At 71.0% G+C, this 22,276-nt stretch carries 22 protein-coding genes; 15 read left to right on the forward strand and 7 right to left on the reverse strand.

All coding sequences use genetic code 11. The features are described 5' to 3' along the window. Positions 1-69 precede the first annotated feature (69 nt). From ACQP2H_RS30980 to ACQP2H_RS30995, 4 genes are all read left to right on the forward strand, one after another. On the forward strand, positions 70-879 hold the full coding sequence (locus ACQP2H_RS30980) for a hypothetical protein (protein ID WP_307798941.1): 810 nt from the start codon (positions 70-72) through the stop codon (positions 877-879). 122 nt (positions 880-1,001) lie between these two features. Continuing rightward, positions 1,002-1,733, forward strand: a complete 732-nt coding sequence (locus ACQP2H_RS30985; protein WP_357896335.1) for a phosphocholine cytidylyltransferase family protein — start codon at positions 1,002-1,004, stop codon at positions 1,731-1,733. Continuing rightward, positions 1,721-2,788 (forward strand): iron-containing alcohol dehydrogenase family protein, encoded by a 1,068-nt coding sequence (locus ACQP2H_RS30990; protein WP_433230134.1) that lies wholly within the window; start codon positions 1,721-1,723, stop codon positions 2,786-2,788. Before ACQP2H_RS30985 ends, ACQP2H_RS30990 begins: the two co-directional genes overlap by 13 nt. After that, on the forward strand, positions 2,763-3,482 hold the full coding sequence (locus tag ACQP2H_RS30995; RefSeq protein ID WP_433230137.1) for a CDP-alcohol phosphatidyltransferase family protein: 720 nt from the start codon (positions 2,763-2,765) through the stop codon (positions 3,480-3,482). The genes ACQP2H_RS30990 and ACQP2H_RS30995 overlap by 26 nt, the downstream gene beginning before the upstream one ends. A gap of 20 nt (positions 3,483-3,502) precedes the next feature. Here the strand turns inward: ACQP2H_RS30995 and ACQP2H_RS31000 are convergent, their stop codons facing one another. Beyond that, positions 3,503-6,400 carry a tetratricopeptide repeat protein gene (locus ACQP2H_RS31000; protein WP_433230139.1) on the reverse strand — a complete coding sequence of 966 codons (2,898 nt, stop codon included), beginning with the start codon at positions 6,398-6,400 and terminating at the stop codon, positions 3,503-3,505. Beyond that, on the reverse strand, positions 6,390-8,669 hold the full coding sequence (locus ACQP2H_RS31005) for a CHAT domain-containing protein (protein ID WP_433230142.1): 2,280 nt from the start codon (positions 8,667-8,669) through the stop codon (positions 6,390-6,392). Before ACQP2H_RS31005 ends, ACQP2H_RS31000 begins: the two co-directional genes overlap by 11 nt. A gap of 370 nt (positions 8,670-9,039) precedes the next feature. On the opposite strand from ACQP2H_RS31005, the gene ACQP2H_RS31010 reads away from it, so the two are divergent. The 4 genes from ACQP2H_RS31010 to ACQP2H_RS31025 all read left to right on the forward strand — a co-directional run bounded on the left by ACQP2H_RS31010 (position 9,040) and on the right by ACQP2H_RS31025 (position 12,139). Then, the gene (locus ACQP2H_RS31010) at positions 9,040-10,290 is read left to right on the forward strand and encodes a tetratricopeptide repeat protein (protein WP_433230144.1); all 1,251 of its coding nucleotides are present in this window, start codon (positions 9,040-9,042) and stop codon (positions 10,288-10,290) included. 172 nt (positions 10,291-10,462) lie between these two features. After that, positions 10,463-11,272 carry a pectate lyase gene (locus tag ACQP2H_RS31015; RefSeq protein WP_219465280.1) on the forward strand — a complete coding sequence of 270 codons (810 nt, stop codon included), beginning with the start codon at positions 10,463-10,465 and terminating at the stop codon, positions 11,270-11,272. A gap of 268 nt (positions 11,273-11,540) precedes the next feature. After that, positions 11,541-11,738 (forward strand): hypothetical protein, encoded by a 198-nt coding sequence (locus ACQP2H_RS31020; RefSeq protein WP_088642370.1) that lies wholly within the window; start codon positions 11,541-11,543, stop codon positions 11,736-11,738. Then, positions 11,735-12,139, forward strand: coding sequence for a type II toxin-antitoxin system VapC family toxin (locus ACQP2H_RS31025; protein WP_219465282.1), 405 nt, complete (start codon positions 11,735-11,737; stop codon positions 12,137-12,139). The genes ACQP2H_RS31020 and ACQP2H_RS31025 overlap by 4 nt, the downstream gene beginning before the upstream one ends. A gap of 255 nt (positions 12,140-12,394) precedes the next feature. On the opposite strand, the gene ACQP2H_RS31030 is transcribed toward ACQP2H_RS31025, so the two are convergent. Continuing rightward, the gene (locus ACQP2H_RS31030; protein WP_219465284.1) at positions 12,395-12,577 is read right to left on the reverse strand and encodes a DUF397 domain-containing protein; all 183 of its coding nucleotides are present in this window, start codon (positions 12,575-12,577) and stop codon (positions 12,395-12,397) included. A 14-nt stretch (positions 12,578-12,591) separates the two neighbouring features. Further along, complete coding sequence (locus ACQP2H_RS31035) at positions 12,592-13,470, reverse strand: helix-turn-helix domain-containing protein (protein WP_308290948.1); 879 nt, start codon at positions 13,468-13,470, stop codon at positions 12,592-12,594. A 146-nt stretch (positions 13,471-13,616) separates the two neighbouring features. Here ACQP2H_RS31035 and ACQP2H_RS31040 point away from each other — a divergent pair, with 146 nt between their 5' ends. From ACQP2H_RS31040 to ACQP2H_RS31050, 3 genes are read left to right on the forward strand one after another with little or no spacing between them, the layout of a single operon-like run. After that, positions 13,617-13,838 carry a hypothetical protein gene (locus tag ACQP2H_RS31040; RefSeq protein ID WP_219465286.1) on the forward strand — a complete coding sequence of 74 codons (222 nt, stop codon included), beginning with the start codon at positions 13,617-13,619 and terminating at the stop codon, positions 13,836-13,838. Beyond that, positions 13,835-14,005: a hypothetical protein gene (locus ACQP2H_RS31045; protein WP_219465289.1), complete on the forward strand. Its 171-nt coding sequence runs from the start codon at positions 13,835-13,837 to the stop codon at positions 14,003-14,005. Before ACQP2H_RS31040 ends, ACQP2H_RS31045 begins: the two co-directional genes overlap by 4 nt. Further along, complete coding sequence (locus ACQP2H_RS31050; RefSeq protein WP_433230151.1) at positions 13,992-15,191, forward strand: helix-turn-helix domain-containing protein; 1,200 nt, start codon at positions 13,992-13,994, stop codon at positions 15,189-15,191. Before ACQP2H_RS31045 ends, ACQP2H_RS31050 begins: the two co-directional genes overlap by 14 nt. 228 nt (positions 15,192-15,419) lie before the next feature. On the opposite strand, the gene ACQP2H_RS31055 is transcribed toward ACQP2H_RS31050, so the two are convergent. The 3 genes from ACQP2H_RS31055 to ACQP2H_RS31065 form a co-directional block, all read right to left on the reverse strand. Then, positions 15,420-15,812: a type II toxin-antitoxin system VapC family toxin gene (locus tag ACQP2H_RS31055; protein ID WP_219465291.1), complete on the reverse strand. Its 393-nt coding sequence runs from the start codon at positions 15,810-15,812 to the stop codon at positions 15,420-15,422. After that, positions 15,809-16,093 carry a type II toxin-antitoxin system Phd/YefM family antitoxin gene (locus ACQP2H_RS31060; RefSeq protein ID WP_308290950.1) on the reverse strand — a complete coding sequence of 95 codons (285 nt, stop codon included), beginning with the start codon at positions 16,091-16,093 and terminating at the stop codon, positions 15,809-15,811. Before ACQP2H_RS31060 ends, ACQP2H_RS31055 begins: the two co-directional genes overlap by 4 nt. A gap of 79 nt (positions 16,094-16,172) precedes the next feature. Further along, a complete protein-coding gene (locus ACQP2H_RS31065; RefSeq protein WP_433230154.1) occupies positions 16,173-17,447 on the reverse strand; it encodes a glycosyltransferase in 1,275 nt (424 codons plus the stop codon). A 24-nt stretch (positions 17,448-17,471) separates the two neighbouring features. Here ACQP2H_RS31065 and ACQP2H_RS31070 point away from each other — a divergent pair, with 24 nt between their 5' ends. The 4 genes from ACQP2H_RS31070 to ACQP2H_RS31085 all read left to right on the forward strand — a co-directional run bounded on the left by ACQP2H_RS31070 (position 17,472) and on the right by ACQP2H_RS31085 (position 22,215). Continuing rightward, on the forward strand, positions 17,472-18,332 hold the full coding sequence (locus ACQP2H_RS31070) for an Fpg/Nei family DNA glycosylase (protein WP_219465296.1): 861 nt from the start codon (positions 17,472-17,474) through the stop codon (positions 18,330-18,332). 328 nt (positions 18,333-18,660) lie between these two features. Further along, on the forward strand, positions 18,661-20,172 hold the full coding sequence (locus ACQP2H_RS31075; RefSeq protein ID WP_219465297.1) for a sugar transferase: 1,512 nt from the start codon (positions 18,661-18,663) through the stop codon (positions 20,170-20,172). Between the two features lie 40 nt (positions 20,173-20,212). Then, positions 20,213-21,436 (forward strand): sensor histidine kinase, encoded by a 1,224-nt coding sequence (locus ACQP2H_RS31080; RefSeq protein ID WP_208565080.1) that lies wholly within the window; start codon positions 20,213-20,215, stop codon positions 21,434-21,436. Positions 21,437-21,453: 17 nt separating this feature from the next. Next, the gene (locus ACQP2H_RS31085) at positions 21,454-22,215 is read left to right on the forward strand and encodes a LytR/AlgR family response regulator transcription factor (RefSeq protein WP_088643667.1); all 762 of its coding nucleotides are present in this window, start codon (positions 21,454-21,456) and stop codon (positions 22,213-22,215) included. Positions 22,216-22,276: the final 61 nt, after the last annotated feature.

The raw sequence follows: 22,276 nt of genomic DNA on the forward strand, positions 1-22,276 counted from the left end.
CGACTCCGGTGCAGGTCGGGACGGGACCGGACATCGGCACGGCCGGCCGGCGCTCGCTACTGTCGAAGTGTGCCCACCGAGCCCTCCCGCTGCGCCGGCGCGTTGACCGTGGACGATGGCGTCGAGTTGGCACCGCACCGGTTCACCGGGCTGGTCGCCCCGGCGGTCGAGCGGGCGTTCGTGGCCGGGATGCTCGCCGGCCGCGACGGTGGTGGCGCCGAACTGAGCCAGCGGTACGGCGGCCCGGCCGCCACCGGCTTCCTGGTGGAGTTCCGCACCCGGCTCGCCGCACCCGGGGGTGCCGTCGACCGGGCCGGCTTCGCGGCGGTCAACCGCTACCGCGACCCGGCCACCTGCCAGCGGGCGCTGGACAAGCAGGTCGCGCACGGCATGATCGCCCGCCGGCCGGACGGCGGTTTCACCGCCACCGAGCGGGGCGTCGACTTCCTCACCGAGCTTTATCAGGTGCACGCCGAGGTGACCGAGGAGCTGTGGGCCGGGCACGACGACCGGGTGCACCGGCTCGTCGAGGCGTACGGTCGGGTGCTGGCGTACGCGGTGCTGCTCGCCGGGGAGCCGGATGCCGAACCCGGGCCGGCGTTCGCCGCGATGGCCCCGCCGTACGAGCCGGACGGCATCCCGTCGGGGGTGTTGCTGCTCAACCGCCTCGGCACGCTGCGGTACCACCGGGCGGACGCGCACGCCGCCGCGTGGACCGCCGCCGGGCACACCGCCGCCAGCGTCGGGGAGCTGCCGGACGGGCCGGAGCGGCGGGCCATCGAGCTGGAGACGGATCGTCGGGCGGCCGGCCCGTACGCGACGCTGACCGCCGACGAGCGGCTGGGCGTGCTCGCCGACCTGGCCGCCCTGCCCGGTTGAACCGCTGCCCGGCCAGCCCTGGAACCCCTGCCCGGCCCGGCTGAACTCACGGTTGGCGGCGGCTGCCCGGTCACCCGGGGCTATCCTCCACGGTGACCTGGAGTCGTACGAGGGAGGCCCGCATGATCGGGATGGTGCTCGCGGCCGGTGCGGGACGCCGACTGCGCCCGTACACCGACACCCTGCCCAAGGCGTTGGTGCCGGTGGACGGTGAGACCACCATCCTGGACATCGCGCTGCGCAACCTGGCCGAGGTGGGGCTCACCGAGATCGTGATCGTGGTCGGCTACGCCGCCGACGCGGTCGTGCAGCGGCAGTCGGCGCTGGAGGAGAAGTACGGCGTCACCCTCGACCTGGTGCACAACGACAAGGCCGAGGAGTGGAACAACGCCTACTCGCTGTGGCTGGCCCGGGAGCACTTCGACCGGGGGGTGCTGCTGGTCAACGGGGACACCGTGCACCCGGTGAGCGTGGAGAAGACGCTGCTGGCCGAGCGCGGGCCGGGCATCCTGCTGGCGGTCGACACCCTGAAGGCGCTGGCCGAGGAGGAGATGAAGACCACCTTCGACGCCGCCGGTCAGCTCACCCGGATCACCAAGCTGATGGACCCGGGCGAGGCGTACGGGGAGTACATCGGCGCGACGCTCATCGAACCGCAGGTGGCCGGGGCGCTCGCCGACGCGCTGGAGGCGACCTGGCGGCGCGACCCGAACCTCTACTACGAGGACGGCTACCAGGAGTTCGCCGACCGGGGCGGCGAGGTGCGGGCCGCGCCGATCGGAGACGTCTCCTGGGTCGAGGTCGACAACCACGACGACCTGACCCGGGCGCGGGAGATCGCGTGCCGCTACTAGCCCGTACCATCCTGACCCCGCTGCACATCGACGTGCGGCGCGGTGCGGTCGCCGACCTGGCCACGATCCTCGCCGACGGGCGGATCTCCGCCGGGGGTGACGTGGCAGTGGTGGTCGGCCCCGGTCAGGGCGGGCAGATCGCCGACCTGCTCCGGCCGTCGCTGCGTACGGCGGACGTGTTCACGGTGGCCGGCGGCACCCTCGACGCCGCCGACGAGCTGGGCGGCAAGCTCCGCGAACGGTCGTACGACGCGGTGGTCGGCATCGGCGGCGGCAAGACCATCGACGTGGCGAAGTACGCGGCCACCCGGCGCGGCCTGCCGATGGTGACCATGGCGACGAGCCTCGCCAACGACGGCATCGCCTCCCCGGTGGCCAGCCTGATCAACGGCGGCATCAAGGGCTCCTACGGGGTGCACATCCCGATCGCGGTGATCGTCGACCTCGACTTCGTGGCGGCCGGCCCGGACCAGCACAACCGGGCCGGCATCGGCGACGTGATCAGCAACATCAGCGCCCTGGCCGACTGGGAACTGGCCCGCCAGGTACGCGGCGAACCGGTCGACGGTCTCGCCGCGTCGCTGGCCCGGATGGGCGCGGAGGCGGTGCTCGCGCACACCGGCGACATGACCGACGACGCGTTCGTCACGGTGCTGGCCGAGGCGCTGATCTCCAGCGGCCTGGCGATGGCCGTCTGCGGCAGCAGCCGACCGGCAAGCGGCGGCTGCCACGAGATCATGCACGCCGTCGACGCCCTCTTCCCCGGCACCTCGTCGCACGGCGAGCTGGCCGGCCTCGGCGCGCTGTTCTGCACCTTCCTGCGCGGTGACCAGCGGCGTTTCGCCGAGATGTCGGCCTGCCTGGGCCGGCACCGACTGCCCCGGCTCCCCGCCGACGTGGGGCTGAGCGACGACCAGTTCGTCGAGGCGGTGCAGTTCGCCCCGGCCACCCGCCCCGACCGGTACACCATCCTGGAGCACCTGGCCATGTCGGTTACCGAGACGCGGGGGCGGCTGGCAGACTACGCCGGTGCACTCCGCGACCACAGTGGCTGAACCCCGCCCCACCGTTGCCGACTTCCACCGGGTCAACCGGGGCGGCGGCCTGTTCAGCGAGTCGGTCAGCCAGTGGCTGGGTGCCGTCTTCGCCCTGGTCGCCCAGCGCCTCGGGCTGCGCCCGACCGCGCTGACCATCACCAACCTGGTGCTCGGCCTGGCCGCCTCGGTGACCGTGGTGGCGCTCGCCGACCGGGTCGCCGCCGGTGCCGTCCCGGCCTGGCTGGTCGGGCTGGTCGCGCTGATCGGCTGGCAGGTGGCGTACGCCCTGGACTGCGCCGACGGGCAGCTCGCCCGGGTGACCGGTCAGGGCAGCGCGGCCGGTGCCCGGGTCGACGTGCTCTGCGACGTGGCCGCCCAGATCGCCCTGGTCGCCGCCCTCTCCGCCACCGCCGTGGCGCAGCGCCCATCCACGCCGACATGGCTGATCGCGACCTTCGCCGGCACCTGGATGGTCAACCTGGTGACCTCGGTGATGCAGTCCGGCCCCAACGCCGCCAGCATGGTCACCTCGACCTCCCTGCCGGTACGCCTGGTCAAGCTGGTCCGGGACTACGGCGCGGTGATCTTCGTGGCGGGGCTGGTGCTGATGCTGGTGCCGGCGCTGGTGTTCTGGGTGGTCGTGGCGTTCACGGTGGTCAACGGCGGGTTCCTGCTGGCCAGCATCGCCTTCTCGGCCCGCGCCTCGCTGTAGGGCCTACGGCGGTACTGCCGTCACGGTCCAGCAGGGGGTTCGGCACCGTGCTCTTCCGCGCGTTGTCGCCGGAGTTGTTCAAGGACGGCGGTGTCGTCTTCGAGGTCGGGGTGGTCGACCTGTCGGTCGAGGTCGACGACGTGTTCGAGTTCCCGGATCGCCTGGTCGAGTTCACCGCCCGCCCGATGGATCATCGCGATGTTGTACCGGGTGACGGCTTCGCCGGCCCGGTCGCCGACCTCCCGCTGGATGGGGAGGGCCTGGTCGAAGTAGTCCAGGGCCCCCTGCCGATCCCCCAGCCTGTCGTACACGCTGCCGATGTTGTTGAGGGTGGTGGCTTCGCCGGCCCGGTCGCCGACCTCCCGTGTGATGGGGAGGGCCTGGCGGAAGTGGTCCAGGGCCCGCTGCCGATCCCCCAGGCTGTCGTACACGTGGCCGATGTTGTTGAGGGTGGTGGCTTCGCCGGCCCGGTCGCCGACCTCCCGCTGGATGGGGAGGGCCTGGTCGAAGTAGTCCAGGGCCCCCTGCCGATCCCCCAGCCTGTTGTACACGCTGCCGATGTTGTTGAGGGTGGTGGCTTCGCCGGCCCGGTCGCCGACCTCCCGTGTGATGGGGAGGGCCTGGCGGAAGTGGTCCAGGGCCCGCTGCCGATCCCCCAGGCTGTCGTACACGTGGCCGATGTTGTTGAGGGTGGTGGCTTCGCCGGCCCGGTCGCCGACCTCCCGCTGGATGGGGAGGGCCTGGTGGTAGTGGTCCAGGGCCCCCTGCCGATCCCCCAGCCTGTCGTACACGCTGCCGATGTTGTTGAGGGTGGTGGCTTCGCCGGCCCGGTCGCCGACCTCCCGTGTGATGGGGAGGGCCTGGCGGAAGTGGTCCAGGGCCCGCTGCCGATCCCCCAGGCTGTCGTACACGCTGCCGATGTTGTTGAGGGTGGTGGCTTCGCCGGCCCGGTCGCCGACCTCCCGCTGGATGGGGAGGGCCTGGTCGAAGTAGTCCAGGGCCCCCTGCCGATCCCCCAGCCTGTCGTACACGCTGCCGATGTTGTTGAGGGTGGTGGCTTCGCCGGCCCGGTCGCCGACCTCCCGTGTGATGGGGAGGGCCTGGCGGAAGTGGTCCAGGGCCCGCTGCCGATCCCCCAGGCTGTCGTACACGCTGCCGATGTTGTTGAGGGTGGTGGCTTCGCCGGCCCGGTCGCCGACCTCCCGCTGGATGGGGAGGGCCTGGTGGTAGTGGTCCAGGGCCCCCTGCCGATCCCCCAGCCTGTTGTACACGCTGCCGATGTTGTTGAGGGTGGTGGCTTCGCCGGCCCGGTCGCCGACCTCCCGTGTGATGGGGAGGGCCTGGCGGAAGTGGTCCAGGGCCCGCTGCCGATCCCCCAGGCTGTCGTACACGCTGCCGATGTTGTTGAGGGTGGTGGCTTCGCCGGCCCGGTCGCCGACCTCCCGCTGGATGGGGAGGGCCTGGTGGTAGTGGTCCAGGGCCCCCTGCCGATCCCCCAGCCTGTTGTACACGCTGCCGATGTTGTTGAGGGTGGTGGCTTCGCCGGCCCGGTCGCCGACCTCCCGTGTGATGGGGAGGGCCTGGCGGAAGTGGTCCAGGGCCCGCTGCCGATCCCCCAGGCTGTCGTACACGCTGCCGATGTTGTTGAGGGTGGTGGCTTCGCCGGCCCGGTCGCCGACCTCCCGCTGGATGGGGAGGGCCTGGTGGTAGTGGTCCAGGGCCCCCTGCCGATCCCCCAGCCTGTTGTACACGCTGCCGATGTTGTTGAGGGTGGTGGCTTCGCCGGCCCGGTCGCCGACCTCCCGTGTGATGGGGAGGGCCTGGCGGAAGTGGTCCAGGGCCCGCTGCCGATCCCCCAGGCTGTCGTACACGCTGCCGATGTTGTTGAGGGTGGTGGCTTCGCCGGCCCGGTCGCCGACCTCCCGCTGGATGGGGAGGGCCTGGTGGTAGTGGTCCAGGGCCCCCTGCCGATCCCCCAGCCTGTTGTACACGCTGCCGATGTTGTTGAGGGTGGTGGCTTCGCCGGCCCGGTCGCCGACCTCCCGTGTGATGGGGAGGGCCTGGCGGAAGTGGTCCAGGGCCCCCTGCCGATCCCCCAGCCTGTCGTACACGCTGCCGATGTTGTTGAGGGTGGTGGCTTCGCCGGCCCGGTCGCCGACCTCCCGCCGGATGGGGAGGGCCTGGTCGAAGTAGTCCAGGGCCCCCTGCCGATCCCCCAGCCTGTCGTACACGCTGCCGATGTTGTTGAGGGTGGTGGCTTCGCCGGCCCGGTCGCCGACCTCCCGCCGGATGGGGAGGGCCTGGTCGAAGTAGTCCAGGGCCCCCTGCCGATCCCCCAGCCTGTCGTACACGCTGCCGATGTTGTTGAGGGTGGTGGCTTCGCCGGCCCGGTCGCCGACCTCCCGTGTGATGGGGAGGGCCTGGCGGAAGTGGTCCAGGGCCCGCTGCCGATCCCCCAGGCTGTCGTACACGCTGCCGATGTTGTTAAGGGTGACGGCTTCGCCGGCCCGGTCGCCGACCTCCCGTGTGATGGGGAGGGCCTGGTCGAAGTAGTCCAGGGCCCGCTGCCGATCCCCCAGCCTGTTGTACACGCTGCCGATGCTGGTGAGGGTGGCGGCTTCGTTGCCCCGGTGGCCGGCCTGTTGGTACAGGGTCAGGGCCTGCTGGTAGTCCTCCAGCGCCGGCCGGGGTCGGCCGGTCGCCGACCGCGCCCAACCCCGCTGGTAGAAGGGGCTGGCGTCCGGGCCGAGGGTCAGGGTCGCGGTGGCCATGGCCTCGACGGCGGCGAACCGCGAGGTACGCAACCACACCCGACCCACCCGGTCACCGACGTTCCGGGCGATCTCCGGCTGCCGACCGGCGACAGCGAGTCGATGCACCTCGACCCAGCGGGCGATGGTCCTCGGGTCAGTGGCCATCGGAGGCGGTGGGGTCGAGGACCCAGAGTTGGTAGAGGGACTGGGCGGCGTCGGCGCAGGCCTGGGTGTGTTCGTCGTCGGTGAGTAGGGGGCGGACGAGGGGGTGTAGGACGTTGGAGACGTAGTAGCGGGGCTGGTGGGTCTCGGGGTCGGTGCCCTCTTCGAGCAGGCCGAGTTGGACGGCCCGCTGGATGTGCCGGGTGGCGTCGGGCTGCTGGTGCAGGGCGTGGACGGTGGCGGCGGGGACCGGTAGTTCGACGACGTTGACCTTGGCGAGCATGCGGCGCAGTTCGAGGGGTTGGGAGTCGAGCAGGTTGTCGGCGAGGACCGTCTCGCGGCGGAATTTGTCGGCTTCGTTCTCGATAGCGGTGAGCAGGCCGTCGACGTCGAGGTTGGCACCGCCGACGTCGCGGTTGGCATCGTCGACGATCCGGTTGAGCCAGTCGAGCAGCCGGGGGTTGCCCGCTGCGGCCATGATCGCCCGGTCCCGGATGACGGGGTCGATGGTGGAGTCGGGGCGCAGCTTGGCCAGATTGGCGATCTTCTTGGTCTGTTCGACCGGGGTGAGGGTTTCCAGCGCTTCGACGGCGAGGGTGGTGCCGGCCGGGGTGGGGAAGCGGTAGCGGCTGGTGATGACGACGCGGCTCGGGCTGCCGGTGTCGCGGATGGCGGTGAGCAGGGCAGACAGGATCTCGGCCATCGCCGGGGCGAGCACCCGGCTGCCGTCGTCGCGGGTGTCGAGGTTGCCGGTCTCGAAATCGTCGAAGACGAACAGGCAGGGAGTGTCGCCGAGCGGCCCGTCGGCGTCGAGCAGGTACCGCAGCCGAACCAGCAGCGGAAGCTGTTCGTTGTCGAGGAGTTTGGCGGCCTCGGTCCTCTGGTCAGGGTCGTCGAAGCGGACCTTGTCGAGCAGTTCGCGGAACTTGATGGCGTCGACCCGGCCGTACCAGACGGCACGCTGGTGGGTGGGCATGCGTTCCAGGAGCCGGGAGGCGAGGCTGCTCTTGCCGAGCCCGCCCATGCCGGCCAGCAGCAGGCCCTGCGCCGCGCCGGGGGTGTCGGCGGGTTGCCGCAGTACGCGTAGGCAGCGCTGGATGACCCGCCGCCGGCCGACGAACTCGGCGCGGGACGCGACCCGGGACAGTTGGGTCTGCGGGTCCAGGAACTGCTGGTCGGCGGCCCGCACCTGCAACCGCTTACGGCCCTTGGTGTGCAGCGGCGTGACCATGGGGGCCAGCGGGGACCGGTCGGCGTAGACCCGGAGCAGATGCCAGTAGCTGCTCTTCCTGTCGTGGAACAGATGGCGGCGGGCCTGGACGACGGCCCGGTCCAACGACCCGCCGTCGGCCAGGGCCTGGTAGAGCGCGGCGGCGAAGTCGGTGGCGGAGACGTCCCCGACCGGCAGCGCCCAGCCCAGCACCGCAGGGGCACCAGCCTGCACCAGGCTCTCACTCATCGACGGGAACACCCCGCCCTCCGGGGCGTCGGCGGTGAGGCAGCCGGAGACGAACACCAGCCTCGGCCAGTGACCCTGCATCGCCTCAGCCAACTGGTCGGCCGTCGCCCTGGTGGGTGCGCCGAACTCGTCCTCCAGGACGAAGACCGGCTGCCCACCGGCGGTGGTGGCGTGCCCGCTCAGGTGCAGCACGTCGAAGTGGCCGGGCCCGTAGTCGCGGCTGAGGAAACGTAGCCCCTCCAGGGTGCCGCTCTCCTCGACCACCAGATCCGTACCGGTGCGTCGGGTCGCGGCCAGGATCGCCGCCTCCTCGGCCTCGAAGTTGAGCACCGGCTCGACACCCTCGGGCGAGGCCGCCATGAACAACACCCGCAACGGCCGGTTACCCGGCGCGACCGGGCCGGTCAACGCCGCATGTTCGCCGGCCGCCCGCACCGGCAGCAGCGGCGCCCGCCCGGCCACCGTCAGGAAGGCGCCCTCCCGGGCCAGCAACTCCCACGGCAGGTGCCGCAGCCGCTGTTCGGCGGTGATCCGCAGCACCGCCCCGGCGGGATGGGCCAGCATCGGGGTGAGCCACCGCTCGTCGCCGTCGAGGAACTCCGCCAGCCGGGTCCCCAACTCGGCCAGCCGGGTCGCGCCGTACACCCGCTGTGCGGTGGTGTCGGTGCTGTAGTCGCGGCGTACCAGGGTGATCAGTTCGTCGACCGCGGCCCGGTCCAGGCTGCGGACCCGGGGTGGCTGGCCGTCGGCGGACAGCCGCAGCTCGTAGTGGTTGGAGGTCTGCTCGAAGACCTCCAGGTCGAAGGTACTCATCTGCCATCCCCGTCATGGTGGTCAGGTCAGTCCGGCCCGCAGCTCCGCCGCCCAGCTCGCGGCCCGCGCCCCGGACACCTCCACTGTGGCGCTTTCCATGACCACGTCTCCCCTGATGCGCCTGGTCAAGCCGGTCCGAGGCCGCCCACCGCCGGCCCGGCCAGGTGATCGACGGTGGACCTTGGGTGGCTACTGTACGTTTCCTTCGCGTCGCGCGACCGCTTCGTGAACCCGGCTCGGGTGACGACTTTCCGACTTACTGACCGGCTCCCTGCCATCGGGGGTAAGAACGTTCACGACCGATGCGCTGCCGCCCGCCGGGTGGTGCCACGGTCCGGTGGCGACCGCGTCGGCAACAAGGAGCATCAGGATGACCGAGGTGGAGTCGGGGATCGAGGATCGGGAAGCAGCACGACTCCGACCCGTCACTCCCACTGCGGCGGTCACCGTTGCCCGGTGGGTCGAGGTGCACCGGCTCGCGGTGGCCGGTCGGCAGCCGGTGATCGCCCGGGATGTCGGTTCCCGGGTGTGTCGGGTGTGGCTGCGTACCTCGCGGTTCGCCGCTGTAGAGGCCATGGCCACCGCGACCCTGACCCTGGGCCCGGACGCCAGCCCCTTCCACCAGCGTGGCTGGGCGCGGTCGTCGACCGGCCGACCCCGGCCGGCGCTGGAGGACTACCAGCAGGCCCTGACCCTGTACCAACAGGCCGGCCACCGGGCCGGCGAAGCCGCCACCCTCACCAGCATCGGCAGCGTGTACGACAGCCTGGGGGATCGGCAGCGGGCCCTGGAGTACTACCACCAGGCCCTCCCCATCCAGCGGGAGGTCGGCGACCGGGCCGGCGAAGCCACCACCCTCAACAACATCGGCCACGTGTACGACAGCCTGGGGGATCGGCAGCGGGCCCTGGACCACTACCAGCAGGCCCTCCCCATCCAGCGGGAGGTCGGCAACCGGGCCGGCGAAGCCACCACCCTCAACAACATCGGCCACGTGTACGACAACCTGGGAGATCGGCAGCGAGCCCTGGACCACTACCACCAGGCCCTACCCATCCGGCGGGAGGTCGGCGACCGGGCCGGCGAAGCCACCACCCTCAACAACATCGGCCACGTGTACGACAGCCTGGGGGATCGGCAGCGGGCCCTGGACCACTTCCGCCAGGCCCTACCCATCCGGCGGGAGGTCGGCGACCGGGCCGGCGAAGCCGTCACCCTCCACAACATCGGCAGCGTGTACCACAGCCTGGGGGATCGGCAGCGAGCCCTGGACCACTTCCGCCAGGCCCTACCCATCCGGCGGGAGGTCGGCGACCGGGCCGGCGAAGCCACCACCCTCAACAACATCGGCCACGTGTACCACAGCCTGGGGGATCGGCAGCGGGCCCTGGACTACTTCGACCAGGCCCTATCCATCCAGCGGGAGGTCGGCAACCGGGCCGGCGAAGCCGTCACCCGGTTCAACATCGCGATGCTCCTCAGGGCAGGCGGTGACCTCGACCAGGCGATCCAGGAACTCGAACACGTCGTCGACCTCGACCGACAGGTCGACCACCCCGACCTCGAAGACGACACCCGTGTCCTCGAACAGCTCCGACAGGAACGCACGGAAAGCCAGTAGGGAAGCACTTCGGCCACGGCCGAGCGAGACCCTTTCGATACATCGAAAGGTGTCGTAGTGTGGCGGTCGCAGGCAAGCGCTTTCCTGTCGTGTACGACACGTCGGCGGGTGCTCCTGCGGCGCGGACGCCTGTCCGCCACCACCCCGTCCCATCACCCGTCTCGGAGGACACGTGAGCACACGTGAGAACGGCGCGACGTCGCGCCGCCGACGCTGGCAGGTCGCCCTGCTGCCGTTCGCCACCGTAGGGCTGGTCGCCGCCGGCCTGGTCGTCACCCAGACCGGCGCCCAGGCCGCCACCTGGCCCACCGCCAAGAGCACCACCACCGTCACCACCACCCAGTCGGTCAGCGGCACCAAGGACTACGGCCTGGTGCGCTACAAGGCCGGCGGCGCGATGGGCGACGGCGGCCAGAGCGAGAGCCAGAAGCCGATCTTCGAGCTGGCCGACGGCGCGACGATCAAAAACGTGATCATCGGTTCGCCGGCCGCCGACGGCATCCACTGCAAGGGCACCTGCACGCTGATCAACGTGTGGTGGGAGGACGTCGGCGAGGACGCCGCCACCTTCAAGGGCGGCTCGTCGGCGAACTACACGGTCGACGGCGGCGGTGCCCGGTCCGCCTCCGACAAGGTGTTCCAGCACAACGGCGGCGGCAAGCTGACCATCAAGAACTTCGACGTCAGCAACTTCGGCAAGCTGTACCGGTCGTGCGGCAACTGCTCGACCCAGTACAAGCGGACCGTCGTCATCCAGAACGTCACCGTGACCGCCCCCGGCAAGGTGCTCGCCGGCATCAACACCAACTACGGCGACACCGCGACGTTCTCGGGCATCACCATCTACGGCGACAGCAGCAGGAAGATCTCCATCTGCGACCGCTACACGGGCAACAGCTCCGGTGCCGAGCCGGTCAAGACCGGCAGCGGCCCCGACGGTACGTACTGCAAGTACACGTCGTCGAACATCGTCTACAAGTAGGGCCGACGCTCTTCAGGCATCGAAAGCTCAGCCCCTGCCGAGGCGGGCCGCGCACGCACCGAGGTGGGCGTGCGCGGCCCGTCGCCGTCGCTGGCACCGACGCCCCCAGCGAGCGGGCAGCCAGCTTGTCGCCCACGACAACAGGCCAGGTCACAGCCGCGCGGAGAGTATGACGGAAGACGACTGACAGTTGGCCGTGACATGCGGACGCCTGGACGTCGGAGGTGCGAGAATAGGCGACGATCCAAGACACAGGAGGTGAGCCGGGATGTCGAGCAGCGCCGAGCAGATGCCTGAGTGGCCGACCGCTGAGCACGTACCGGCCGAGGAGATTGCCCGTCGCCAGGGTGTCCGGCCGATCGCCTCCGTCGACGACCTCGCACGGCCGGGCCTGTTCGAGTCCGACGACGAGCTGGACGACTTTCTCGCTGATCTTTATGCCTCCCGCCGGGCCAACGCCGCGTGAGCCTGGTAGTCCTGGACACTGACGTCGCATCGGCCATTCTGCGCGGCCGGCTACACGACAGGCTCCGCACCCGACTGGTGGGTAAGACCCTGTGCATCACCTTCGTCACGCTCGGGGAGCTGACCAAGTGGACTGCGATGAGGAGTTGGGGGCCACGCAAGCTGGCCGACCTCGCGCAGTGGCGGTCCGGCGTGGTGCTGCTCCCCTTCGACGAGGCGGTAGCGACGACCTGGGGCCATCTTCAGGCTCGGGCGCAGCATCGCGGGCGGCCCCGGCCGACGAATGACTCCTGGATCGCGGCGTGCTGTCTCGTCGATCGGCTGCCGCTGGCGACCTTCAACGACAAGGACTACGCCGACTTCGCCGAGTACGACGGCCGCCGGCTCTTCGACGTCTCGTAGGTGGTACGGAAGCGGGAAGTCCGTAAACCCAGGTCAGGCCCAGATGTTCTTGGGCGTCTTCGACCGCCGCACCCACCTTGATTGACTCAGTTGGGGCGAAGTTGGGGTGTCAACCGTGCAGGAATACCGCTACTTCAGCCCACGGGTTTGGCCGCTCAGCTCTCGGACGGCTGTTCGTCCCCACCGCAGCGTGCTCCGGACTCCCGAGACAGGAGCCGGGGCAGGTTACTGTCGCAGTCGATACGACGGGCAACGTCAGTTGCTCTTGAGGGAGTCGACGAAGGTGCGCCAGCCGTGGGTGTCGAAGGCGAGGGTGGGGCCGGACTTGTCCTTGCTGTCCCGGACGGCCACTCCGTTGCGGAGGTCGGCCACCTCGACGCACTGACCGTTGGCGTCGCTTCGGCTGCTCTTACGCCACACGCCGCGTGAACGGTCCATTACCGCGTCTCCCCCTACGTCATGTCCTTCACTACGGCGGCGATCAGGTCTCGGGACTTGCTGACGCTGAGCGCTGCCGCGTGCAGGTGCGTATACGCCAGCGTAACGCGTCGCAAGTCATCCTCGCGTTCGAGATAGGCGTCTCCCGCCTGGCTCACCACGTAGACGACTGGGCTGTGGATGTCCTCGGGAAACTCCAAGATCGAGAAGGAGCCCACGGTGCCGGGGTGCCAGCCCTCGCCGAACGGCAGCACCTGAAGCTCGATGTTCGGCCGCTCGCTCATCTCGATGAGGTGACGGAGTTGGGCGCGCATCACGTCCGGACCGCCGGTCTGACGACGCAGCACGCCTTCGTCCACGATGCCCCAGAACTTCAGCGCTGGCTCTTCGATCAGGTGATCCTGCCTGGTCATCCGCACCTCGACCCGACGACGCACTTCCTCGCTCTGACCCGGCCAGGCGGCGCTGACGATCGCATAGGCGTATGCCTCGGTCTGAAGCAGTCCTGGCACGACGGCCAGCTCGAAGTTCCGGACTGCCGTCGCTGCGGACTCCAGCCCGATGTACATGCTGTACGGGTTCGGGAGTTGGCCGAACTTCGCCCACCAGCCGCGCTCCTTGCCTTGGCGCTGAAGGTCAAGTGCGGTTTGCCGTATCCGGTCGTCACTGACGCCGTAGCGGGTGAGCATGACGATCACGTCAGGCCGACTGACGCCGACCACCCCTGATTCGATCTTGTAAATCTTCGACTCCGAGCAGCCCAGCTCGGTTGCGATCTCCTTGTGCGAGACACCGGCAGCCTCACGGAGCCGGTGCAACTCTCGGCCGAGCTGCCATCGCGCGATCGTCGGCCCGCTTGCCCTCGCCACGTCTACCTCCAGGGTTGCGAACACCGTCAGTGTTCTCCCCTCCATCTCCGAGATCAAGGAGCGCAAGGCGAGCCCTGTTCCTCCATGGAAAGTTTCCATGGAAGTCTAGACTTCGCCGATCGCCTTTGCCACTCTCTGTATGGAAGCAACTACGACTCGGAGGTCCCCCCATGGCTCGGCATGCGAAGCATCTGACGCGCTCTGGTCTGCTGGCGAAGCTCTGGCCGTTCGGGCGTCGTCGGGTGAACCCGCTCGACCGGCTCCGGCCGGCGACGAACCACGCCGAGCGCGTCGCGGCGTACCGGGTGACAGGGGTGGCGCGGGTGCCCGACCTGCCGGAACGGCCGCTGTTGACGCTGGCGGGGGAATACCGGGCGGGGTGCTGGTCGTGACGGCACGGCGCGGGCCCGACCACGACGACCGGGGCGAGCAGATCCAGGCGGCGGAACGCGAGGCGGCCCGGCAACGGATCCTCGCCCAGGCCGAGGCGGAGCGGATACCGGCCGAGGAGACCACCCGGGCGGTGCCGGACCGGCGGTGGCGTCGTGGACAGCAGTGAGCTGCTGCCGGTCGGCCGGCGGGTGGCGTACTGGCGGGGGCGGCGGAAACTGTCGCAGCAGGTGTTCGCCGATCGGCTCGGCCGGTCGAAATCGTGGGTCGACAAGGTCGAGCGGGGTGTCCGGTCGCTGGACAAAATGTCGACGTTGCGGGACATCGCCGCCGTGCTGAGAATCGACACCGCCGTGCTGCTCGGCCGGGACGCCCGACCCGCCACGACGACCGCCCGGATCGAAGGGGTGGAGCGGATCCGGGAGGCCCTGTCGACGTACGACATAGCGCTCGGTCGCCCGGCGACCCGCCCGGCGGCGCCGGCCGACCGAGTGGTGCGGGACGTCGGGCACGCCTGGGTGCTGTTCCAGCATGCCCGGTACCCGCAGGTGACCACCGTCCTGCCTGGTCTGCTGGCCGGCGTGCAACGGGTCGCCGCCGACGATCACGAGCGGAGCCGCCCGCTGCTGGTGGAGGTGTACCGGCTCGCCGCCGCGCTGCTGGTGAAGCTCGGCGAGGCCGACCTGGGCTGGCTGGCCGCCGATCGGTCCATGGCCACCGGTGCCGGCGATCCCCTGCTGGTGGCCGCCGCCACGGTGCAGCTCGGCCAGGTGTTCCGCGCGTCGGGGCGGGCCCGGGCGGCGCAGTCGGCGGCGCTCGCTGGCGCGTACCGGATCGCCCTGCTCGGACCCGGCGATGGTGGCCCCGGTGAGTTGTCGTTGTGCGGGGCGCTGCTGGTGCAGGCCGCGCTGGGGGCGGCCCGCCTGGGTGACGACCGGGCCGTCGCCGACCTCCTCGACGAGGCCGCCGGGATGGCCGCGCAGGTCGGTGAGGGCCACGACCACCACCGGACGGCGTTCGGGCCGACGGCGGTCGACCTCGCCCGTACCGCCGCCGCCCTGGAGCTGGGCCACGCGGGTGAGGCGGTGGCCTGGCACGAGCAGACGACCCGGCGGGACGCCTGGCGGTGGCTGCCACTGGAGCACCGGGCGGCGCACCTGGTCGATGCGGCCCGCGCCTACCTCCAGGCCGACGACCCGACCAACGCCGGCCGGGTGCTGGCCGACGCCGACCGGATGGCACCCGCCGAGGTACGCCACCGGCCCGCCGCCCGGGAAGTGCTCGGCCAGGTGGCCCGCGCCCCGCACGCCCCGGCCACGATCGTCACGCTCGCCGCCGCCCTCGGGGTGACCTGACCATGACCGCGCCGCACCTGTCGCTGGTGCAGATCCGCAACCGGCTGATCCTCACCGCCCGCGCGGTCCTCCGCGACCACCGGCCCGACCGGATGGCCGCTGCCGGGTCTGCCGGGTCGCGGACTGCCGGGTGTCGGCCGCCGCCCGCGACGTCCTCGCCGCCGCCGCTGCCTGCCGGGAAAACCCTGGCCGGCAAGCCGGCTCCGCCCGGCCAGGAATGCAGGCTGGCTAATCGGTGCCGGGAGCCGCCACCGGCAGGCCCACCGAGGCGGCGATATCCGCCATCCGCTTGTCGTATGTGACCAGCACGTCGAGCGCATCGCCAAGGATCTGGGCGCTTGCCACGTGCAATGCGTCCAATGTTCGAATCCCGGCAGGAAGCGCTGCTGCGGAATCCCGGACCTCCTCGGTCAACAGGATCTCGGTGAAGTTACGAGCCAGCATCTGCATGGCGTCCGGATAGTCTCCGATCCGGTCGAGGGTGCGTACCGTCTCGACGAACCCGACAGAGCTGGTCGCCATCGGCATGCCGGCCCGGTCTGCCAGAAACTCCTTCAGCTGCGTCACGTGGGTGCGGCCGGAGAGCAGCGTGATCAAGGCGGACGAGTCGAGGTAGATCACCGATCATCGTCCTCACGGTCTGCCAGGAGCAGATCGAGAGGCGACACGTCGGACGGCACGTCGTAACGGGGCAACCGATCGAGATCGCTCGTGGTGGTCGCCTTGAGGCGGATCGCGCCTTTGGCCACCAGGGACGCGTATCTGCCGAGTGTCCCTGAACCCGGCAGCAGGACGGCGATCACGCTGCCGTGCCGCGTCACCTCGATCGACTCGCCCCGCTCGACCCGGGCGAACATCGCGCTCGGGTTGTAGGAGAACTCACGCACGGAAACGGTGCTCACAACACGCCTCCCTTGTGCCGACAACGCCATCATTGTACCTACACGGCTGGCCGCTTGCCTGCACGCCGCGCGATCGGAGTCAGTTGGCGCGGGTGAGGGAGGCGTAGATGGCCAGGTGCCGCTTGAGGACCACGTCCGGATGGAAAGTCTGCTCGTACCGCAGCCGGGCCGGGGCGGACAGCAGCGCGGCACCGGCCCGCGCGACCGGAAGCGCGGCGGCCAGCGCGGCCGGGTCCGGCGGGACCACCCAGCCGGCGGTGCCGCCGACCAGACCGGCCGGGACCGCCGGCGGACCGGCCGGCGGCGGGGCGTGACCGGCGACCGCCGAGGCGACCGCGGCCGGGCCGGTGCCGGCGGGCTCGTGCGGGGCGTCCGCGCCGACCAGGTACGGGATGCCGCCGAGCGCGGTACCGAGCACCGGCCGTCCACTGGCCAACGCCTCGATGATCACGGTGGGCAGCACGTCGTGCCACATCGAGGCGGCGATCACCACGGCACTCGCCTCGACGGCGGCGCGTACCCCGTCCCGGTCGAGTTGGCCCAGGTAGACGACGTCGGCGCGCTCGGCGGCGGCGGCCTCGACCAGCGGGCGCAGCTCACCGTCACCGGCCACCCGCAGCGTGCCGAGGCTGCCCACCGGGTGCCGCCGCCACGCGTCCAACAGCAGGTCGACACCCTTCTCCGGGGTCAGCCGGGCCAGGAAGAGAAAGCCGTCGCCGAGCGGGGTAGGTGCACCCGGGTCGGGCACCGCGTTGGGCTTGACCACGATCCGCTCGGCCGGGATGCCGTAGTCGGTCAGGTGGTCGGCGATGGCCGAGGTGAGCGCGATGAACCGGTCCACCGAACGCCAGGTGCCCCGGTGCACGGCCAGGGTGGCCGCCATCAGCGCGCTCTGCGCCCGCGAGTCGCGGTAGCAGCGGTGCACGATCGACGGCACGGCCAGCACCCGGCCCTTGCAGTCCTGGCAGATGACGCCGTCGCGGAAATAGATCCCCGACGAGCAGACCTGCCGGTAGTTGTGCACCGTCTGCACCACCGGCACCCCGTGCTTGTGCGCGGTCCGCACCACCCACGGCGACAGCAGCGGGTACGGGTTGTGCAGGTGCAGCACGTCCGGCCGGTGCTCGGTGAGCAGCCGGGACAGCTCCTGCTGGGCGCGCGGGGCGTAAATCGGTGAGATCGGCAGCAGCGCCTTGGCCGACTTCGGCATCGACGGGATCTCATCCGAGCTGCGGATGAACGGCAACACCTCGACCCCGGCGGCGGTGAGCTGCCCGATCTCCGAGTCCACCATCGTGTTCTCACCCGACGGCTGGGCTTCCCGGTACCGGTTGTGCGCCACCACGATTCTCACGGGAAGGAAGGCTACCGTGATGTGATGCCCGAACTACCGGAGGTGGAAGCGCTCGCCGGCTACCTACGTGAGCGTGCCGTGGGGCGACGCGTCGACCGGGTCGAGGTCGCCGCGATCAACGCCCTCAAGACGTACGACCCGGCGCCCACGGCGGTGTCGGGCCAGGCGGTCGTGGACGCCCGGCGACACGGCAAGTACCTCGACGTGATCTTCGACGGTGACCTGCACCTGGTCGTGCACCTGGCCCGCGCCGGCTGGCTGCACTACCGCGAGGCGTTCCCGTCGACCACTCCGCTGCGCCCCGGCAAAGGTCCGATCGCCCTGCGGGTACGCCTCGACGACGGCTCCGGGTTCGACCTCACCGAGGCGGGCACCCAGAAGAAGCTCGCCGCCTACCTGGTGACCGACCCGGCGCAGGTCCCCGGGGTCGCCAAGCTCGGGCCGGACGCGCTCGACGCCGACCTGGCCACCTTCACCGAACGGCTACGCAGCCGACGGGGGCAGGTCAAGGGGGTGCTGACCGACCAGGCGGTGCTGGCCGGGGTCGGCAACGCGTACTCCGACGAGATCCTGCACGCGGCGAAGCTGTCCCCGTTCGCGATCACCGACCGGCTCACCGACGACCAGCTCACCACCCTGCACGCGGCCACCCGGGCGGTGCTCGGCGAGGCGGTACGCCGCTCCGCCGGGCACCGGGCGGCGGAGCTGAAAGGCGAGAAGCGCTCCGGACTGAAGGTGCACGCCCGCACCGGGCTGCCCTGCCCGGTCTGTGGCGACACGGTACGGGAAGTGTCGTTCGCCGACTCCAGCCTCCAGTACTGCCCGACGTGTCAGACCGGCGGCAAACCGCTCGCTGACCGTCGGTTGTCCCGCCTCGTACGCTGAGTCACAACCCGCCATTGTTACGGAGAGGTATCGCCTGCGGCGCGTGGAACCTCCCCGTCCGCGCTCTACCCCGGTGGCCGTCCATCGGTATAGTGGCTCGGTCCCCGGCTTCGAAAACTGACGTGAAGTCGGCCGGTTCCTCGTTGGCGACCCCAGACGCAAAGCCCCCCGGCTCCGCGTTTGACCCGCCGCCAGCGTGGGAGACTGGAACGGTGGGCGACCCGGGCCCCTCACGGCGAGTGAGCGGCGCGTGTCATGCGGGAGGACATGGGTTGAGGTGACGACAAGCCTCCAGCGCCCGGTAACCAACACAGGCCGGAGCAGACTCGTGCGGCACGTGGACAGCTTCGAGATCCAGCCGCCGACACCGCCGTCACACAACGGGGTGCCCCGGTCGGCCTGGGCTCGCGCCCGACGCCGGGTGTCCCGCTGGCACCGCCCGTACATCGCCGCGCTACTGCTGCTCGACTTCGCCGCCGTGGTGTTGGCGGACTGGGTCGCCCAGGAGGCATTCGGCCAGGCACGCGCGGGCTTCTACAACGCGCAGGCGGACCCGACCTGGTTCTACACGGTGGTCTTCCTGCTGGTGCCGCTCGGCTGGTTGGTGGCCCTCTGGGGCAACCGGGCCTACGACCGGCGCTACCTCGGCCTCGGCCCGGAGGAATACAAGCGGGTCATCCGGGGTGGTGTCGCGGTCGCCGCGACCGTCTCGTTCGTCGCGTTCGCCACCAAGACCGACCTCTCGCGTTACACGGTGGGGTTCGCCCTCGCCGGGGCGTTGGTGCTGGTCCTCCTCTTCCGGATCACCGCGCGGTTCGTGCTGCACCGCATCCGGGGTCGGGCCGGGCACGCCGGGCACCGGATGGTGCTGGTGGGCACCCTGCCGGAGTGCCTGGAGGTCTACATCGCGGTCACCCGCAACCCGAGCGCCGGCCTGGTACCGGTGGCCATCCACATCACCGACGGGTACGCCGCCGCCCGGGGCATCGAGACCCCCGTCCCGGTGTACGCCGGGCGGGACGTGCTGGCCCTGGTCCGGGAGGTCGGCGGGGACACCATCGCGGTCTGCGGCTCGGCCAGCGCCGAGCCGGGTGAGCTGCGCCGGCTGGCCTGGCAGCTGGAAGGCTCCGGTGTCGACCTGGTGGTCGCCCCGCAGCTCACCGACATCGCCGGCCCCCGGGTGCACATCCGCCCGATCGAGGGCCTGCCGCTGCTGCACGTGGAGGAGCCGACCCTGTCCGGGCCGGCGCTGCTGGCCAAGAACCTGATGGACCGGGTCGCCGCCGGGCTGGGCCTGCTGCTGCTGGTGCCGGTCTTCCTCGCCGTCGGGCTGGCCATCCGGCTCTCCGACCCCGGGCCGGTCTTCTTCCGCCAGCCCCGGGTCGGCCACGAGGGGCGGACCTTCCGGGTCTGGAAGTTCCGCACCATGTACGTCAACGCCGAGGAACGACTGGCCGGCCTGGTCGACCAGAACGAGACCGACGGCATGTTGTTCAAGATGAAGCAGGACCCCCGGGTGTTCCCGGTGGGCCGTTTCCTGCGGGCCTCCTCGCTGGACGAGCTGCCCCAGCTGATCAACGTGCTGTGGGGGGAGATGTCGCTGGTGGGGCCGCGTCCGCTGCCCGCCGACGACGGCGACTTCCTCGGCGACGTACGGCGTCGGCTGCTGGTCCGCCCCGGGATGACCGGGCTGTGGCAGGTCTCCGGCCGCTCCGACCTGTCCTGGGACGAGGCGGTCCGGCTCGACCTCTACTACGTCGACAACTGGTCGCTGGCGTACGACCTGAGCATCCTGTGGCGCACGGTCGGTGTGGTGCTGGCCCGCAAGGGCGCGTACTGAACCCCTTGGCGTGGCGGCCCGGACAGGTCAGGATCGCGGGGTGGGTGGCAACCTCTCCGCCGTGGTCGGCGTCGTCTCGCTGGTGACCGCGCTCGCCGCCGCGCTCTGGGCGGCGCTGCGGCTACGTGGTCGACGGGGCATCGCCACCGCCACCCAACGGGCCACCTACGAGGTGCTGCACACCGCCGGGCTGGCCGCCGAACCACTGCGTACCGGGCTGCACCCGGCGGGCGCGGCGAAGGCCGTACGCCATCTGCGGGCGTTGGTGGGGGCGGCCGGGCTGGCGTTGACGGACGCCGACACGCTGCTCGCCCTCGACGGGCGCGGCGGGCACCACGGCGACCAACTGCTCGCGGCGGCCCGGCGGGTGGCCGAAACCGGCCGGTCGACGGTGCTGGGCGAGTCGGAGCTGCACTGCGACCGGGTGGACTGCCTGGTCCGGGGGGCGGTGGTGGCGCCACTGTCAGCCGACGGCCGGGTGGTCGGGGCACTCGTCGCGGTGGCCGACGGGCCACCCGAGCCGGGCCTGGTGCAGGCCACCCTGGAGACCGCGCACTGGGCCGGCAACCAGCTCTCGCTGGCCGAGCTGGACTCGTCGCGGGAGCGGCTGGCCCGCGCCGAGATCCGGGCGTTGCGGGCACAGATCAGCCCGCACTTCATCTACAACGCGCTGACCGCGATCGGGTCGTTCGTGCGCACCGACCCGGAGCGGGCCCGGGAGCTGATCCTGGAGTTCGCCGAGTTCACCAGGTATTCCTTCCGGGCGCACGGGGAGTTCACCACCCTCGCCGAGGAGTTGCGTTCCATCGACCGCTATCTGACCATCGAACGGGCCCGGTTCGGTGACCGGTTGCAGGTGCGGTTGCAGATCGCCCCGGAGGTGCTGCCGGTGACCCTGCCGTTCCTGTGCCTGCAACCGTTGGTGGAGAACGCGGTACGGCACGGGTTGTCGCGCAAGCCCGGTACCGGCATGGTGAGCATCGAGGCCCGGGACGCGGGTGCCGAGTGTCACATCACGGTGGAGGACGACGGAGTGGGGATGGACCCGGCCACGCTGACCGCAGGGATCGCCGAGCTGACCCGGGCCGGCAGCGACCCGACCGACGACCCCGGCCAGCACGTCGGCCTGTCCAACGTCGACGAGCGGCTCCGCTCGGTCTTCGGCGACGGGTTCGGCCTGGTCGTCGAGACGGGCCCCGGCTCGGGTACGAAGGTGAGCCTGCGGATTCCGAAGTTCCACCCGGGCGTACGGGCCGGCGCGTGAACGAGCGGGCCGGCACGGTGAACGCGTCCGGGTTCCTGCGGGTGCTGGCCGTCGACGACGAACCACCGGCGCTCGACGAGTTGGCGTACCACCTGCGGGCCGATCCCCGGGTGGCCCGGCTGCACACGGCCGGGGACGCCACCGAGGCGTTGCGGGTGCTGCGGGACACCGACGTGGACGTGGTCTTCCTCGACATCCGGATGCCCGGACTGGACGGGATGGAGTTGGCCCGGGTGCTGCGCCGGTTCGCCCGGCCGCCCGCGATCGTCTTCGTCACCGCGTACGACGACGGGGCGGTCGACGCGTTCGACCTGGGCGCCACCGACTACGTCCGCAAGCCGGTACGCGCCGAACGGCTCGCCGAGTCGCTGCGCCGGGTGATGGGTTCCCGGGTGGTGCCGTCGCATCCGGCGGCGCTGGCCCGCGCCGAGGAGGACCCGACCATCCCGGTGGAGCTGGCCGGGACGACCCGGATGCTGCCCCGCTCGGCGGTGCGCTGGGTGGAGGCGCAGGGCGACTACGCCCGGCTGCACACCGCCGACGGGTCGCACCTGGTCCGGGTGTCGCTGGCCACCCTCGCCGAACGTTGGGCGGACGCGGGTTTCGTGCGCATCCACCGGTCGTACCTGGTGCAGTTGCGGCTGATCGCGGAGCTGCGCCTGGTCAACTCGGGGTACGTGGTGCTGATCGACGCCGCCGAGTTGCCGGTGAGCCGCCGGCACACCCGGGAGCTGAAGGACAAACTGGTCCGCGCCGCCAAACAGGACTGGAACCGCTGAGCAGGCCCGCGCTGCCGCCACCGCACGGCCGGCCCTGATCGTCGCGCTGTCGGCGAGGTCG

Source organism: Micromonospora sp. CA-248260 (assembly GCF_050942205.1).
GTDB lineage: Bacteria > Actinomycetota > Actinomycetes > Mycobacteriales > Micromonosporaceae > Micromonospora > Micromonospora antibiotica.

Bases quoted from the DNA above. Each gene is read 5' to 3' on its own strand.
- ACQP2H_RS30985 (WP_357896335.1), top strand. From the start codon at position 1,002: ATGATCGGGATGGTGCTCGCGGCCGGTGCGGGACGCCGACTGCGCCCG.
- ACQP2H_RS31000 (WP_433230139.1), bottom strand. From the start codon at position 6,400: ATGGCCACTGACCCGAGGACCATCGCCCGCTGGGTCGAGGTGCATCGA.
- ACQP2H_RS31005 (WP_433230142.1), bottom strand. From the start codon at position 8,669: ATGAGTACCTTCGACCTGGAGGTCTTCGAGCAGACCTCCAACCACTAC.
- ACQP2H_RS31010 (WP_433230144.1), top strand. From the start codon at position 9,040: ATGACCGAGGTGGAGTCGGGGATCGAGGATCGGGAAGCAGCACGACTC.
- ACQP2H_RS31020 (WP_088642370.1), top strand. From the start codon at position 11,541: ATGTCGAGCAGCGCCGAGCAGATGCCTGAGTGGCCGACCGCTGAGCAC.
- ACQP2H_RS31030 (WP_219465284.1), bottom strand. From the start codon at position 12,577: ATGGACCGTTCACGCGGCGTGTGGCGTAAGAGCAGCCGAAGCGACGCC.
- ACQP2H_RS31040 (WP_219465286.1), top strand. From the start codon at position 13,617: ATGGCTCGGCATGCGAAGCATCTGACGCGCTCTGGTCTGCTGGCGAAG.
- ACQP2H_RS31070 (WP_219465296.1), top strand. From the start codon at position 17,472: ATGCCCGAACTACCGGAGGTGGAAGCGCTCGCCGGCTACCTACGTGAG.